The 14978-nt window shown below is 64.2% G+C and carries 13 protein-coding genes and 1 pseudogene; 5 read left to right on the forward strand and 9 right to left on the reverse strand.

All coding sequences use genetic code 11. The features are described 5' to 3' along the window. Positions 1-43: 43 nt before the first annotated feature. The 3 genes from ONR75_RS31875 to htpG all read right to left on the reverse strand — a co-directional run bounded on the left by ONR75_RS31875 (position 44) and on the right by htpG (position 3624). Positions 44-1249: an ABC transporter substrate-binding protein gene (locus ONR75_RS31875; RefSeq protein ID WP_265080762.1), complete on the reverse strand. Its 1206-nt coding sequence runs from the start codon at positions 1247-1249 to the stop codon at positions 44-46. 151 nt (positions 1250-1400) lie between these two features. Then, positions 1401-1622, reverse strand: a complete 222-nt coding sequence (locus ONR75_RS31880) for a hypothetical protein (protein WP_265080763.1) — start codon at positions 1620-1622, stop codon at positions 1401-1403. Between the two features lie 61 nt (positions 1623-1683). Further along, positions 1684-3624, reverse strand: coding sequence for a molecular chaperone HtpG (gene htpG, locus ONR75_RS31885; protein WP_265080764.1), 1941 nt, complete (start codon positions 3622-3624; stop codon positions 1684-1686). A gap of 163 nt (positions 3625-3787) precedes the next feature. Between htpG and ONR75_RS31890 the strand changes: the two genes are divergently transcribed. Continuing rightward, positions 3788-4144, forward strand: coding sequence for a PRC-barrel domain-containing protein (locus tag ONR75_RS31890; protein ID WP_265080765.1), 357 nt, complete (start codon positions 3788-3790; stop codon positions 4142-4144). Positions 4145-4151: 7 nt separating this feature from the next. Here ONR75_RS31890 and ONR75_RS31895 read toward each other — a convergent pair whose 3' ends face one another. Together ONR75_RS31895 and ONR75_RS31900 are read right to left on the reverse strand one after the other, a co-directional pair. Beyond that, positions 4152-4349 carry a hypothetical protein gene (locus ONR75_RS31895; RefSeq protein WP_265080766.1) on the reverse strand — a complete coding sequence of 66 codons (198 nt, stop codon included), beginning with the start codon at positions 4347-4349 and terminating at the stop codon, positions 4152-4154. A gap of 100 nt (positions 4350-4449) precedes the next feature. Further along, positions 4450-4782 carry a hypothetical protein gene (locus ONR75_RS31900; RefSeq protein ID WP_265080767.1) on the reverse strand — a complete coding sequence of 111 codons (333 nt, stop codon included), beginning with the start codon at positions 4780-4782 and terminating at the stop codon, positions 4450-4452. Between the two features lie 303 nt (positions 4783-5085). On the opposite strand from ONR75_RS31900, the gene ONR75_RS31905 reads away from it, so the two are divergent. Continuing rightward, positions 5086-6141, forward strand: coding sequence for a methyl-accepting chemotaxis protein (locus ONR75_RS31905; RefSeq protein WP_413776552.1), 1056 nt, complete (start codon positions 5086-5088; stop codon positions 6139-6141). Between the two features lie 75 nt (positions 6142-6216). Next, positions 6217-7113 (forward strand): dioxygenase, encoded by an 897-nt coding sequence (locus ONR75_RS31910; RefSeq protein ID WP_265080768.1) that lies wholly within the window; start codon positions 6217-6219, stop codon positions 7111-7113. Positions 7114-7185: 72 nt separating this feature from the next. On the opposite strand, the gene ONR75_RS31915 is transcribed toward ONR75_RS31910, so the two are convergent. Genes ONR75_RS31915 through ONR75_RS31925 form a run of 3 tightly spaced genes read right to left on the reverse strand, consistent with a single transcriptional unit; the run spans position 7186 to position 9553 of the window. Next, a complete protein-coding gene (locus tag ONR75_RS31915; protein ID WP_265080769.1) occupies positions 7186-7695 on the reverse strand; it encodes an NUDIX hydrolase in 510 nt (169 codons plus the stop codon). 41 nt (positions 7696-7736) lie between these two features. Then, positions 7737-8714: a D-erythronate dehydrogenase gene (denD, locus tag ONR75_RS31920; RefSeq protein ID WP_265080770.1), complete on the reverse strand. Its 978-nt coding sequence runs from the start codon at positions 8712-8714 to the stop codon at positions 7737-7739. Then, positions 8711-9553: an NAD(P)-dependent oxidoreductase gene (locus ONR75_RS31925; protein WP_265083879.1), complete on the reverse strand. Its 843-nt coding sequence runs from the start codon at positions 9551-9553 to the stop codon at positions 8711-8713. The genes denD and ONR75_RS31925 overlap by 4 nt, the downstream gene beginning before the upstream one ends. Positions 9554-9818: 265 nt before the next feature. On the opposite strand from ONR75_RS31925, the gene ONR75_RS31930 reads away from it, so the two are divergent. Continuing rightward, positions 9819-10808, forward strand: coding sequence for an ABC transporter substrate-binding protein (locus ONR75_RS31930; protein ID WP_265080771.1), 990 nt, complete (start codon positions 9819-9821; stop codon positions 10806-10808). A 205-nt stretch (positions 10809-11013) separates the two neighbouring features. Further along, positions 11014-12708, forward strand: coding sequence for a dihydroxy-acid dehydratase (gene ilvD / locus ONR75_RS31935; RefSeq protein WP_265080772.1), 1695 nt, complete (start codon positions 11014-11016; stop codon positions 12706-12708). 124 nt (positions 12709-12832) lie between these two features. Here the strand turns inward: ilvD and ONR75_RS31940 are convergent. Next, positions 12833-14514 (reverse strand): annotated as a pseudogene (locus tag ONR75_RS31940) (methyl-accepting chemotaxis protein). Between the last annotated feature and the right edge of the window lie 464 nt (positions 14515-14978).

Genomic DNA, 14978 nt, shown 5'->3' on the forward strand with positions numbered 1-14978 from the left:
TCCCCGCAAAGGGCGGGGAGAGGTTAAAGGACCGCATTGTCTTTTACTTCGTCAGCGGGCAGCCGCTCTCCGCGGCGGTGGGGAACGCCTTGTTGCCGGGCACGGTGGCGAGCTGCTTGTAATAGTCCCACGGCTTCCTGGATTCCGACGGCTTCTTCACCTCGAACAGATAGAGGTCATGCACGAAGCGGCCGTTGGCCAGCACGTTGCCCTTGGCGAAGGCATCGTCCACCGGCAATTCCTTGAGTTTCCTGGCCACCGCATCGGAGTCCTTGGAACGAGCGGCCTTCACCGCCTTGAGATAGGACAGCGTCGCCGAATAGGTACCGGCCTGGATCATGTTCGGCATGCGCTGGGTGCGCTTGAAGAAGCGCTCGGCGAATTCGCGCGACTTGTCGTCGCGGTCCCAGTAATAAGCCTCGGTCAGCACCAGTCCCTGCGAAGCCTGCAGGCCGAGACCGTGCACTTCCGCCAGCGTCAGCAGCAGGCCGGCGAGCTTCTGGCCGCCGGCGACGATGCCGAATTCCGCCGCCTGCTTGATGGAATTGGCGGTGTCGAGGCCGGCATTGGCGAGGCCGACGATTTTTGCTTTCGAGCTTTGCGCCTGCAGCAGGAAGGACGAGAAGTCCGACGAGTTGAGCGGGTGACGCACCGAACCCAGCACCTTGCCGCCCTTGGCCTTGACGATGTCGCCGGTGTCCTGCTCGAGCGCGTAGCCGAAGGCGTAGTCGGCGGTGAGGAAGAACCAGGTGTCGCCACCGGCTTCCACCAGCGCGCCGCCGGTGCCGACGGCGAGCGCGTGGGTGTCATAGGCCCAGTGGAAACCATAGGGCTGGCAGGCATCGCCGGTGATGCGCGAGGTTGCGGCACCGACCACGATGTCGATCTTCTTCTTTTCCTTCGACAATTCCTGAACCGCCAGAGCCACCGACGAAGTGGTCAGTTCGGTGATCATGTCGACGCCGTCGACGTCATACCACTTGCGTGCAATCGCGATCGCCGTGTCGGGCTTGTTCTGATGGTCGGCAGTGACCAGATCGATTTTCTGGCCGAGCACCTCGCCGCCGAAATCCTCGATCGCCATCTTTGCGGCCTCGACGGAATACTTGCCGCCGTAATCGGCGTAGACGCCAGACTGATCGTTGAGAATTCCGATCTTGACGCCTTGAGCAGTTCCCTGCGCCAGAGCCGGCGCAGCGAGACACAGGCTGCATACCGCAACAGCCGACAGCAAAGGTCCGAACTTCATCACAAGCCTCCCAATATTTTTAATTGGGCGCAGGCTATTTTAGAAGTTCGTGACTGCCCAGCTAATCTTTCGGCGTAGCTGGAAAGCGCAGACCGGATCAGCGATTGGCACGATGAAGCACGCGCGCAGCATTTGCTGCAACGCACTCTTGTCACTGCTGCTGGCGCAGCGCCGCTTCGATACAGGCGAGTTCCCGCTCGATCTCGGCCATCAACGGCACAGGGTCGTTGTCGGAGGTCAGGTGCATCTTGTCGTAAGTGCCGTTCTGCAAGCTTTCGAGCATCGCCCGACGATCGGTCTGATAGCCCTTGAGGCGCTCGAAGTCGCCGCGCTCGGCATATTTATTGATCAGTTTTTCGAACACGCTGCTCATGGCGGGAACCTCCGGCAAAGAAGACGCGGCGCCTTCGGCGCCGCGCCAAAAAGGTTCGGTGTCAGAACGCCCGCAGCACCAGCCGGTTCAGGCGGCTGGCGAAGGCCGCGGGATCCTCCGGCAACTCGCCGTCGAGGATCTGCGCCTGCTCCAGCAGCAGCATCGACAGATCGGCGGCTTCGCCGCCCTTGGCGGTGTCGGCCTTGGCCAATGCCGCAACGAGCGGATGCTTCATGTTGATCTCGAGCACCGGTTTTGTCACAGCGCCGCGGTTCTGCTGCGCCAGCATGCGCTCCAGCGCGCGGTCGGGTCCGAAGCCGCCGGCGATCAGGCAGGAGGCCGAGGTGGTGAGGCGGGTCGATACCTTCACATCGGAGACGCGATCGCCGAGCGCCTCCTTGATCACGGCGATGACGGCAGCCTCGTCGGTCTCCGAGGTCGGCTCGTCCTTCTTGTCCTCGTCAACGACAGGGATCAGGTCGAGGTTGAGGTCACCCTGGCTCAGCGACTTCAGCGGCTTGCCGTCGAAATCGAGGCCGCCCGAGGTCCAGAATGCATCGACCGGATCGGTCAGCAGCAGCACCTCGATGCCGCGGGCGGTCGCGGATTCCAGTTTCGGATTCGACTTCAGCCGCTCGATACTGTCGCCGACCAGATAGTAGATCTCGGTCTGGTTCGGCTTGAGGTCGGCGATATATTGCTTCAGCGAGCGCTTCTCGCCCGACGTGGTGGTGAAACGCGACAGCGCCAGCAGCTTTTCGCGGCGCTCGAAATCCTCGTAGATGCCTTCCTTGATCACCGGTCCGAAGGCGTCCCAGATCTTTGCAAAGGTCTCCGGCTCCTTGTCACCGAGGCTTTCCAGCTCGCCTATGACGCGGGTGGTGACCGCCTTGCGGATCTGCGCCAGTTGCGGATTGTTTTGCAGCATCTCGCGCGACAGGTTGAGCGGCAGGTCCTCGCTGTCGATCACCCCGCGGATGAAGCGCAGATAGGATGGCAGCAGGTCGGCATCTGCAGTGATGAAGACGCGGCGGACATAGAGCTTCACATGGCCCTTGCGCTGCGGCTCGAACAGGTCGAACGGCTTGGCCGATGGCGCAAACAGCAGCACCGCATAGGAATAGCGGCCCTCGGCGCGGTAGTGCAGGGTCATCGCCGGTTCGTCCCAGGCGGAGGCGATCGACTTGTAGGCCTTGGTGTAATCCTCCGGCGTCAGCTCCGACTTGGAGCGCTGCCATAGCGCGCTGGCCGAATTGATCTGCCGCGGCTCGTTGTCGGGCTTTTCTTCGTCCTTGGCCTCGTCTTCACCCTCGGCTTTCGGCTCCGAATCGGCTGCCGGGGCGTCCGGCTGCAGCATGATCGGAAACTGGATGTTGTCGGAATAGGCGCCGACCACGCGCTCGATCTCGTACCCTGCGAGATATTTCTTCGCGTCCTCTTTCAGATGCAGCACGATCTCGGTGCCGCGGCCGATCCTGGCGGCGTCGGCCTCGCTGGCTGGCGCGATCTCGAACCCGGCACCGCCGGACGACGACCAGATGAAGGCCTCTTCAGAGCCGGCGCGGCGGCTGGTGACGGTGATGCGGTCGGCTACCATGAAGGCGGCATAGAAGCCGACGCCGAACTGGCCGATCAGCCCGGCGCCATCCTTGGCCTCGGTGAGGCGCGACAGGAACGATTTGGTGCCGGAACGGGCGATGGTGCCGAGATTGTCGATCAGTTCCTGGCGGCTCATGCCGATGCCGTTATCGACCACCGTCAGGGTGTCGGCGGCCTTGTTCGGCACGATCCGGATGCTCAGCGGCGCGCCGTCGGCCATCAGATCCGGCTGCGCGATCGCCTCGTAACGCAACTTGTCGCAGGCGTCGGAAGCATTGGAAATCAGCTCGCGCAGGAAGATGTCGGTCTCGGAATAGACCGAGTGCACCATCAGATGCAGCAATTCGGCGACTTCGGCCTGGAACGGCTGGGATTCGGCGGCGGGAATGTCGGTGGTGGTCATGCGGGAGGCTCGATCACGGTCAGGGGAAAGCACGGATATAGGCATACGATTTTCGGGAGTCCATGGCTTCGACCGCAACTTGGGCGATGCGACATCGGAGCCCGGGAACGCTGACGCTGCCCTGCCGTTGCCTCTGCGAAAACCAGCGATACGGGAGACGACCATGACCACAGAAGCGCGCGAGACCGTGAGCCTGATCGGCAGCGACAAGGTGGAGGGAACCGCGGTCTACGGGCCCGATGGCGAGCGAATCGGGACCATCGAGCGGGTGATGATCGAGAAAGTCAGCGGCCGGGTGTCCTATGCGGTGCTGAGCTTCGGCGGCTTCCTGGGCATCGGCGACGATTTCTATCCGCTGCCGTGGCCGTCACTGAAGTACAATGTCGATCTCGGCGGCTACCAGACCATGGTGACAACCGACCAGCTCAACGACGCGCCGAAACATCGCCGAGCCGATGACTGGAACTGGGGTCGCGGCACCGCCGACATCGACGACTACTATGGCGTCGCAGTTCGGTGAGGCGCGATCAGCCGCCGGTCGCCACGGCGTAGGCGCCTTCCAGCATCGACAGGCATTCGAGGGCGCGCTCCTGCGCCGAGGCGCCTGCGCTCTGCGCGATCTCGCGCAGGTCGCGGATCGCCAGGTCGACCGCGCTCAGCAGGTCGAGTTCGTCGTCGTCAGATTGCAGTACGGCACGCGCTGGAAACTGAATCACATTTGTCACTGGATTACCCTGGCACGAATCATCGAACGCCATTTGGCCCTGAAATAGTTAAGCCAATTGATACATGCGCGAAGGCCGTCATCCGGCCTGTCGCGACGCGTCAATCCTGCCAGCTGACTAGCGGGATCAGGCTGACACGGTAATCGGGCGGTAGGGTTTCGCTAACAGTTTCGATAGCAGCCCCATCAGCTTCGCCAACAGCGACGCTCTCTTGTGCCACCGGCTCCACTGGAGCGACCGTGGGACTGACGACCGGCGTGATGCTGTCGCGACCTCGACGCCAGGCCTCGGACTCGATCTGGCGCGCGAATCGGCGAAACAGGTCGGTGGCGCGTTTGCGCTGCGCGTCGGTCAGCGCCGTTGCAATCAGGAAAATCAGTTCCTCTGACAGTTCAGCGGCGGTGGCTCTGCTGTCGTCGTCGATCATGGTCATGAAATGGTCCGGAGCAGGAAACGCGCAGCTTGCCGGCATTTGATTGAGATCGGGTTGCCGACCTTTCGCCGGCAGCGGTCCAGCGTAGGTACCGGCGGCTGCAACAACGGCCTAATTGCCGAAAGAATAAGCACTTTTGGCGTTTCACGAGCAGTCCACACGCCCGCTGGGTTAATGTCTCATTAGCCGAAATGATGGAAAGTAGCGGAATTGTATTCGCGTACCGCGCAGGCCGGCACGGTGCACCGCTCCCATTAGGAGATACCAGGGATGGTTATGACGATGGATCGTGCCAGCAGTCCCATGCGGGCGATCACAAACCAACCTGGCGAAACGGAAACTGATTCGGACATCTCGACGCTGATCGCGCGGCTGACGTCCGAGGTCAACCAGATCGCCTGCGAGAAGACCAAGTCGATCCAGAACATCACCAACCAGATGAAGATGCTGGCGTTGAATGCGCTGATCGAGAGTTCGCGCGCCGGTGTCCACGGCGCGGGCTTCGCGGTAGTGGCGCAGGAAGTACGCAATGTCGGCCAACTGGTCGAGACCATCGCCAAAGAGCTGGAGACCCAGCTCACCGGACGCACAGGAAGCCTGATGCAATCCATCGACCGCATGACCGAACGGTCGCGCGGCGAGCGCATGGTCGACCTGTCGCTGAACGCCATCGAACTGATGGACCGCAACCTCTATGAGCGCACCTGCGACGTGCGCTGGTGGGCAACCGATTCTGCGGTGGTCGACTGCGCCGCTGCGCCGGATAATTCCACCGTGGCCCATGTCTCGGAGCGCCTTGCGGTGATCCTCGGCGCCTACACCGTGTATCTCGACCTGTGGCTGTGCGATCTCGACGGCAACGTGCTGGCGAGCGGACGCGGCGATCGCTTCAACGTCCGCGGCCATAATGTCGCCAACACAGCATGGTTTCGCGACGCGAGAAAGCTGCGCTCCGGCGACGACTATGTGGCCGGCGACGTGGAGAAGCAGCCGCTGCTGAACAACGCCCAGGTGGCGACCTATTGCGCCAGCGTGCGCGAGGGCGGCAAGGCCAATGGCAGGCCTCTCGGCGTGCTGGCCATCCACTTCGACTGGGAAGCTCAGGCCCGCGCCATCGTCGAGGGCGTGCGCGTCGGCGACGATCGCACCCGCGTGCTGCTGGTGGACTCCAATTTCCGCGTCATCGCAGCCTCCGACGGCGAGGGCCTGCTGACCGAGCGTATTCCGCTGCAACTGAACGGCCGCCGCAGCGGGTTCTACCACCAAAGCTCCGGCGCCCAGGTCGCATTCCATGCCACACCGGGCTACGAAACCTACAAGGGGCTGGGCTGGTACGGGGTGATTGTCAGAGGGGCGTAGGCTGAAGTTTGAGGCGAGTCTTGCTTTCTTCCGTTCTTCCCTTGTGGGAAAAGCGCAGAAAGTCGGGAGCACGCCATGACCACCATCAAGCGACAAGAAGACGTCACGCCGGCAGTGCTGGAAGTGATGGAACGCACGAAAAATCCGCGGATGCGCGAGATCATGGTGTCGCTGGTCACTCACCTGCACGGCTTCGTCCGCGACGTCCGCCTCACCGAAGAGGAATTTCGCGACGCCGCCGCGATCCTCAACGAGATCGGCAAGCTGACCACCGACACTCACAACGAGGCCGTGCTGATGGCCGGCTCGCTCGGGGTGTCGTCGCTGGTCTGCCTGCTCAACAACGGCGCCAACGGCACCACCGAGACGTCGCAGAGCCTGCTCGGGCCGTTCTGGCGTCTGAATTCGCCCCGGGTCGACAATGGCGGCTCGATCGTCCGCTCCGACACCCCGGGCCCGGCGCTATTCATGACCGCTGTGGTGCAGGACCGCGGCGGCGCGCCGGTGCCCGCGGCCGAGGTCGACATCTGGCACTCCTCGCCGGTCGGACTGTACGAGAACCAGGACCCCGACCAGGAGAACTTCAACCTGCGCGGAAAATTCACCACCGACGCTGAGGGCAGATTCTGGTTTCGCTCGGTCAAGCCGGCCGGCTATCCGATTCCCACCGACGGCGTGGTGGGCCGGCTGCTCGACGCACAGGACCGCCACCCGTTCCGGCCGGCCCATGTCCATGCACTGATCTACAAACCCGGCTTCAAGACGGTGATCTCGCAGGTCTATGCCGACGACGATGCCCACCTCGGCAGCGACGTGCAGTTCGGCGTCACCGAGGCGCTGGTCGGTCGCTTCATGCGCCATGATCAGCCGCACCCCACCGCCGCAGACGTATCCGCGCCGTGGTATTCGCTGGACTATCGTTTCATGATGGAGCCCGGCGAGGCGAAATGGCCGCGGCCACCGATCAAGTGAGGGCTCCTCCTTCTCCCCCGCGCGAAGCGAAGCTCCGGCAGGTGGGAGAGGAAGACAGAAAGCGCCTCCTCGCTAGCCTGCCAGCCAGCGCCAGATCTTTTGCAGCACGTCGCGCGGTGCGGGCGCCGCCACCGGCGCCAGCGGCGGGCGCGGCAGCGGCTGCGCCCCGTCGTCCGGCGCAATTGCCTGCGGCCCGACCTGGGCGAGGAAGGCCTGCTCGTGCTGGCGCGTGAGCCGCAGCAGCGCGCTGTCAATCGGCAACCATTCGACGGCAGCAATGTCCTTCATCAGTTTGCGGCTCGGCGCGGCGTCGGCTTCCATACGCCAGAAGTGCACCACCTTGGTGCGTTCGCCGAGCGGGTAGGCCAGCGTTCCCAGAAACTCGTGCACCGACACCGCATGGCCAGTTTCTTCCAGCACCTCGCGTTCGGCCGCATCGCGCGGCGCCTCGCCCGGGTCCAGCTTACCCTTGGGCAGCACCCAGTCGGCGCGCTTGCGCATCTGCACCACTGCAATCAGTGGCGACGCGCCCCGCTTTACGACAATGCCGCCTGCGGCAACTACGACAGGCTCTCGCGCCATCGGTGATCCTTTTCCGCAATGCGCGAATGTTCAAATTGGCCTCAGCCGACGAAGGCACCGCCGAGGTCATCCTCAATATGGCTATGAATAATCGATTCGAAACTGTCGTCAGCCCTGAAACCCAGGGACAATGCGCGCGGCGTCTCAAAGGTCCCAGGCCAGCCGGCGACCATGGCCATGACAGCGGGATCCGGCACATGACGGATGCGTGACACCACGGCATCGCCGGCCACATGACGCAGCGCTGCGATCTGCTGCCCGACGGTTGCGGGCACGCCCGGCATCATCACGCTGCGGCGGGCGCCGAGCCGGGCGCTGTCGAGGGTCGCCGCATGCAGCAGGAAGCCGACCGTGGCGCGCGGACTGGCATGGGTCTGCGCCACGCTGTGATCGACCGGCAGGATTGCCTCCCGCCCGGCCAGCGGTTCACGGATGATGCTGGAGAAAAAGCCGGACGACGCTGCATTCGGCTTGCCGGGCCGCACACAGATGTTCGGCAGGCGAATGCCGATGCCATCGAAAAAGCCGCGGCGGCTGTAATCCGCCAGCAGCAATTCGCAGATCGCCTTCTGGGTGCCGTAGCTCGACAGCGGTGTGTGGAAGAAATCGTCGGCGATCGGGCCAATATAGGGCGCGCCGAACACCGCGATGGACGACGTATAGACCAGGCGCGGAGTGTAGCTTTCCTTGGCGCGGATCGCCTCGAACAGCGCGCGGGTGCCGTCGAGATTGACGGCATAGCCCTTGTCGAAATTCTGCTCGGCCTCGCCGGACACGATGGCAGCGAGATGGAAGATCACATCGGGCCGTGACGCCAGCAGCTTCGCCGGCGCCTCGGGCGATGCCAGATCGACGACGATATGTCGCGCGAAGGAAGCATCGGCGCCGAAATCGCCGGCAACGGCGTCAGCCATCACGAGGTCGGCAATGTCGGCATCGCCAATGCGGCCATCCTTCAGCAGCCGCTCGCACAGCTTGCGGCCGATCATGCCGGCGGCGCCGATCACCAATACCTTCATGCTTTCGGCGCCGACAGCTTGTAGATTTCCAGCGCGTCGGCGTCAGTTCCGCGGGTCGCAGCGGCCATGCGGAACAACTGCGCGGCGAGCGCCGCCATCGGCACCGGGGTCTGCGTGTCGTGGGCGACGTCGACCACCGTGTCTAGGTCCTTGAGCATGGTCGCGATATGGCCGAGCGGCGGCGAGTGGATGCCGGCCACCATCCGCGGCACGAACAGCTGCAGCGGGATCGAATCGGCAAAGCCGCCGGCCAGCGCCTCCGGCAGCCGCTTGGCGTCGATGCCGGCATTGACGGCCAGCCGCGTCGCCTCCGCCAGCACCGCCATGGCACAGCCGACGATCACCTGGTTGCAGAGTTTTGTGGTCTGGCCGGCGCCGATCGGACCCATATGGGTGAAGCCGCGGGCCATCGCCATGATATAGGGCCGGACGCGTTCGATGTCGGCGGCGTCGCCGCCGGCCATGATCGCCAGCGTCGCTTCTTCCGCGCCCTTGGTGCCGCCGGACACCGGTGCATCGATCCACACCATGCCGTTCGCGGCCTTCAGCCGGATCGCGATGGAGCGCGCCGCATCGGGATGGATCGAGGAAAAATCGACGACGAGTTTTCCGTCCCCCGGAACGCTCGCCAATCCATCGGCGCCAAACACCACTTCCTCCACCGCCGACGCGTCGGTCAGGCACATGAAGATAATTTCGGCGGCGGCCGCAACGTCACAGGGTTTTGCGGCGGCGGTGGCGCCGGCCTCGACCAGGGCTGCGGCCTTGCCCGGCGAGCGATTCCACACCGTGACGTTGTGGCCGGCATGAAGCAGCCGCCGCGTCATCGGCAGTCCCATCAGCCCGAGACCGAGATAGCCGAGCTTTTCCTGTCGTTCTGCCTGCACGTTCTGGCTCCCTTGTCGCGTGTCCTAGGCGGTGTCTACGCTGCACCAGCCACAGCATCAACGGTGATATCATCGGCGCCGGCCATTGCCGCAGGATGCAGCAGGCCCCGCGCACATGTTGAGCATCGGACAACTTGCCTGATTGTTTGAAGCATGAAAGGCTTGCACCAGCGACGGTCGCGAGACCGCGGGTGGTCATCTTTAGTGGAGAGCGGACATGAAGCGGACGACATCGAAATGGTTGATGGCTGCGGCATTTGCTGCAGGTGCGCTGGCCAGCGCAGGTGCGAAGGCGCAGAGCATTCCGACCATCAAGGTCGGCTGGACGATTCCCGCCGAGGAATCCAAGTACTGGATGATGAAGCGCCCGACCGAGTTCAGCAATCTCGGCAAGGTCTACAATATCGAGTGGACCCAATTCCAGGGCACCTCGCCGATGACCCAGGCGCTGGCCGCGGGCGCACTCGACTGCGCCACGCAGGGCGTGCTGTCGCTGGCCAACGGCGTCAACGGCGGCAACCTGAAAGCCTACATCGTCGCCCAGCACGTCTCGGAAAAGCCGGGCAGCTTCTCGGTGTACTGGGCCGTGAAGGACGACTCGCCGATCAAGACCATCGCCGACCTCAAGGGCAAGAACGTCGGCATCTCCGTCATCGGCGGCGGCACCTACGGGCCGTTCAAGATGCTGCTGAAGGGCGCCGGCGTCGACCCCGAGAAGGACATCAAGCTGGTCGAGATCGGCTTCGCCGCCTCCGAGGACGCGCTGCGCCAGGGCCGCGTCGACGCCATCAACATGAACCAGCCGTTCGCGGCGCGCATGGAAGCCAAGGGCGGCACGCGAAAACTGTTCTCGCTGAACGAGGCGATGCCGAACATCGTGCACATCCTCGAAGCCTGCCGCGCTGATTTCGTCGACAAGAACCCCGAGATCGCCAAGGCCTATGTGTCGGACATCACGCTGGGCATGAAGAAGGCGCTGGCCAACCGCGACGAAACGCTGAAGGTCGTCAACGAGGTTATGAAGGCACCGATCCCGGTGCTGGAGACCTATCTGCTGAAGGATAACGATTTTGCGCGCGATCCCGGCGCCGCACCGAACTTCCCGGCGATGCAGAAGATGCTCGACATCTACACCGAGGCCGGCATGTTGCCGAAGATGGACGCGATGCAGTGGAAGCACCCGACCATCGTGGCACCGATCCAGTAAGGCTTGTTCTCTTACCCTCCCTAGAGGGAGAGGGTCGGATCGCAAAGCGCGTAGCGCGGCGCGATCTGGGGTGGGGTGAAGTGTTGCGCTCCATCATTGCCGCCGTCACCCCACCCCGCCGAACACGCGCTTCGCGCGACGTTCGCCGACCCTCCCCTCCAGGGGAGGGTGACGCAACTGCGAGACCAATCCGAAAGCCACCCCTATGACCAAACTGCGCTCCCGCATCACTACGGACGGCCTCGATCGCGCGCCGCATCGCGCCTTCATGCGCGCGAGCGGGCTCGACGACGACGCCATCGCCAAGCCGATGGTCGGCGTGGTCAGCATGAAGGGCGACCTGTCGCCCTGCAACATGACCCACGACTTCCAGGTCGCGGCGGCGCGGGACGGCATCAGCGAGGCCGGCGGCACGCCGCGCGACTTCTCCACCATTTCGGTGTCCGACGGCATCAGCATGGGACATGAGGGCATGAAGTTCTCGCTGCTGTCGCGCGAGATCATCGCCGACTCCATCGAGGCCGTGGTGCACAGCTACGCGTTCGACGCGCTGATCGGCTTCGGCGGCTGCGACAAGACGCTGCCCGGCGTGATCATGGGCATGGTCCGCTGCAACGTGCCGGCGATCTTCATCTACGGCGGCAGCTCGCTGCCCGGCAAGTATGAAGGCAAGACCATCACCGCGCTGGACTCCTACGAAGCGGTCGGTTCGTTCATGACCGGCGAGATCGATGCCACCACGCTGGAAGGCATCGAGCGTGCCTGCCTGCCGACAGTGGGCGCCTGCGCCGGGCAGTTCACCGCCAATACCATGGCGATGGTCTCCGAGGCCATGGGCCTGACCATGCCGAACATCTCCATGGTGCCCGGCGTCTATGCCGAGCGCGCGCACACCGCGCGCCGCGCCGGCCGGCTGATCATGGAGATGCTGCGTAAAGGCGGTCCGCTGCCGCGCGACATCGTGACACGCAAATCGCTAGAGAACGGCGCTGCCATGGTCGCCGCCACCGGCGGCTCGACCAACGCCGCACTGCATCTGCCGGCGATCGCCAACGAGGCTGGCATTACCTTCACCATCGATGATGTCGGCGAGGTGTTTGCGCGCACGCCGCTGATCGGCAATCTCAGGCCCGGCGGCAAGTACACCGCCAAGGACGTCTACGACATCGGCGGCTGCGCGGTGGTGATGCGCGCGCTGATCGAGAGCGGGCACATCGACGGCTCCTGTCTCAGCATCACCGGCACGACGCTGGCCGAGGAATACGGCAATGCCAACAAGGCCGATGGCGAGGTGATTTACAGCGCAGCCAAACCGATCATGCCGGATGGCGGCGTCGCGGTGCTGAAGGGCAACCTCGCGCCGGACGGCGCGGTGATCAAGGTCGCCGGGTTGAAGAACACGGTGTTCGAGGGCACCGCACGGGTGTTCGAGGACGAGGATAGCTGCGTAGCCGCCGTGAAGGCCCGGACCTATAGCGCCGGCGACGTGCTGATAATCCGCAACGAGGGTCCGGTCGGCGGCCCCGGCATGCGCGAGATGCTCGGCGTCACCGCCCTGATCTATGGCCAGGGCATGGGCGAGAAGGTGGCACTGATCACCGACGGCCGGTTCTCGGGCGCAACCCGCGGCATGTGCATCGGTTACGTGTCGCCGGAAGCCTTTGTCGGCGGGCCGCTGGCGCTCGTGCGCGACGGCGACCGCATCCGCATCGACGCGCCGGCGCGGCGCATGGACCTGCTCATTGACGACGCGGAGTTCGCTTCGCGAAAAGCCGCGTGGGTGCAGCGTCCGCCGCGGCATCGCGCCGGCGCGCTAGCGAAATACGCGCGGCTGGTGGGCCAGGCGCCGGGTGGCGCCGTCACCCATGACGGCGGCGCCGAATGGCCGTGGTACGATTGATGGTCATTCCGGGGCGGACGTCGTGTTGGCTGCGCGCGAAGCCGGAATCCCGATATGTTCAAGACATATCGAGGTTGCTGGTCCGCTCGAGCTTCGCTCTCGCGCCCTGGAATGACAGTAAAATTCACGCCGCGCGCACGGCTGCGAGAAACTTCTGTACCTCGCTCTGCAGGTGATCGCTCTCGCTCATCAGCGCGCAGGCGAGACCGTGGACCTGCTCGGAGGCCGCGCCGGTGTCCGACGCGCCGCGGTTGACGTCGACGATGGAGCTGGCCACCTGGGTGGCACCTTGCGCCGCCTGCTGCACGCTGCGGGAAATCGCCTGGGTGGCCGCGCCCTGCACTTCGACGGCCGCGGCGATCGCCTGCGAAATTTCCGAGACCTGGCCGATAGTGGCGCCGATATCGCGGATCGCTGTCACCGACAGGTCGGTCGCCGACTGCATCTGCGCGATCTGCAAGCTGATCTCCTCGGTTGCCTTGGCTGTTTGCGCAGCCAAGGCCTTGACCTCTGAAGCGACCACAGCGAAGCCGCGGCCGGCCTCGCCGGCCCGCGCCGCCTCGATGGTGGCATTGAGCGCCAGCAGGTTGGTCTGTTCGGCCACCGCGCCGATCAGCTTCACCACTTCGCCGATGCGTTCCGCCGACTGCGACAGTTCACCGATGCGCGCATTGGTCTGCTCCGCCTGTTGGACGGCGGCACGGGAGATGCGCTGGGACTCCTGAACCTGGCGCCCGATCTCGGTCACCGACGAGGCCATTTCCTCGGACGCCGCCGCGGCGGACTGAGCGTTGGCGGAGGACTGCTCCGACGCCGCTGCCACGGTCGCCGACAGCGACTGCGTGGTCTCGGCCGTTTTGGTCAGGCTGCCCGCTGCCGCCTCGATCTCCGATGATGCCGCTGACACCGCTTGCACGATCTGGCCCACGGCCTGGTCGAAGCCATCGGCAACCTGCCGCATGGCCATCTTGCGCTCTTCGTCGTTCTGCCGCTTGATGACGGCCTGCTCGGCATCCATGGAGCGTACCCGCAACGCGCTGTCCTTGAAAACCTGTACCGTGCGAGCCATGGCCCCCACCTCGTCGGCGCGACCGAGCGACGGCACTATCGTTTCCAGCTCGCCGTCTGCGAGGCGCTGCATTACGCCGGTCATGCCGGTGATCGGCCGGATCACCCCGACCGCGACGCCAATGAGACCGGCCCCGATGAGCAGGGAAACCGACCCTGACAGAATCCACAGCAGCACCGTGAACGTCGCAACGCGATCGGTCGCGGCCGCCTCGGTGGCCGCATTGGCATCATTGGTGCGCTTGACGATCTCGTCGATGACGACGCGGTGCGCGGTATAGGCAGCCGTAATCACGGCATAGGCAGCGGCCGCCGCATTGCCATCCCCCTGCCGAGCGCCGGCAGCAGTTTCTGCTCCACGGCCTCCCAGAATCGTTTCACCTCACTGTCGGATTTTTCGACCAGCAGGAATTTGATGCCCGGCTCGAGTTCGGACGCCGACCAGAACGCGCGGCGGTCGTCATAATCCTTCTTGAGCTGCGTCAACCGCTCCGTACGCACCGCCAGCGAAGCCGGATCATGAAGCGCCAGCGTGGCTTCGAGATAGGCCTCGATCACATATTCAGGCGGCGGCAGAATATCGGCGACCAGATCATTGCCAAGCTTGACGCGATCGTATACCGGCCCGCCTACCTTGAGCTGGGTCAAGCCGTAAAGACTGGTACCGATGATGACCGCGAGACCGATCGCGGTCACCACACCAAAAACGATGACCGCACGGGAAATTGTCAGACGCATCTTCATGTCGGATTTGCTCGAACTTCAGGTTGGATCGGCGGTAACTACGCGGCCCAGGTGTTTCAGCCCAGCCGATGCATAGCCCTCGGCGTATCGGAGATTGCGCCGCACCGATCGGCGGTGACACAGGTGAGACTGAGTCTGACGAGTTAGATCGATGCCAGCGACAGCTGATCGTGCAGACGGACGTTCGGCTTCCTGTTCGAACCGCGCGCGAGCGATTAGAGCCTCAAAGGTATGAACGAATTGTTCGCAGGCCCTGATGCACTTCCCGATCGTGGCAATCGCCGCTTCCAGCTTGCTGGCCTTGTCGGTGAGTCCGGCGGCAAGACCGGCCAGCGACGGCAACACCGGGCAGATGAAAGACGCTTCCCACAATGAATCCCCCTTACAATCGAGCCGGACTATTCCGCCCCTCGAGCGTCGCCGCGCCGGCAATTCGACGCCCAACGTTCGACCATTGC

This window comes from Rhodopseudomonas sp. P2A-2r, assembly GCF_026015985.1.
Classification (GTDB): Bacteria; Pseudomonadota; Alphaproteobacteria; order Rhizobiales; family Xanthobacteraceae; genus Tardiphaga.

Coding starts and splice junctions, on each gene's coding strand:
- ONR75_RS31875 (WP_265080762.1), bottom strand. CDS start 1,249: ATGAAGTTCGGACCTTTGCTGTCGGCTGTTGCGGTATGCAGCCTGTGT.
- ONR75_RS31880 (WP_265080763.1), bottom strand. CDS start 1,622: ATGAGCAGCGTGTTCGAAAAACTGATCAATAAATATGCCGAGCGCGGC.
- htpG (WP_265080764.1), bottom strand. CDS start 3,624: ATGACCACCACCGACATTCCCGCCGCCGAATCCCAGCCGTTCCAGGCC.
- ONR75_RS31890 (WP_265080765.1), top strand. CDS start 3,788: ATGACCACAGAAGCGCGCGAGACCGTGAGCCTGATCGGCAGCGACAAG.
- ONR75_RS31900 (WP_265080767.1), bottom strand. CDS start 4,782: ATGACCATGATCGACGACGACAGCAGAGCCACCGCCGCTGAACTGTCA.
- ONR75_RS31905 (WP_413776552.1), top strand. CDS start 5,086: ATGCGGGCGATCACAAACCAACCTGGCGAAACGGAAACTGATTCGGAC.
- ONR75_RS31910 (WP_265080768.1), top strand. CDS start 6,217: ATGACCACCATCAAGCGACAAGAAGACGTCACGCCGGCAGTGCTGGAA.
- ONR75_RS31915 (WP_265080769.1), bottom strand. CDS start 7,695: ATGGCGCGAGAGCCTGTCGTAGTTGCCGCAGGCGGCATTGTCGTAAAG.
- denD (WP_265080770.1), bottom strand. CDS start 8,714: ATGAAGGTATTGGTGATCGGCGCCGCCGGCATGATCGGCCGCAAGCTG.
- ONR75_RS31925 (WP_265083879.1), bottom strand. CDS start 9,553: ATGGGACTGCCGATGACGCGGCGGCTGCTTCATGCCGGCCACAACGTC.
- ONR75_RS31930 (WP_265080771.1), top strand. CDS start 9,819: ATGAAGCGGACGACATCGAAATGGTTGATGGCTGCGGCATTTGCTGCA.
- ilvD (WP_265080772.1), top strand. CDS start 11,014: ATGACCAAACTGCGCTCCCGCATCACTACGGACGGCCTCGATCGCGCG.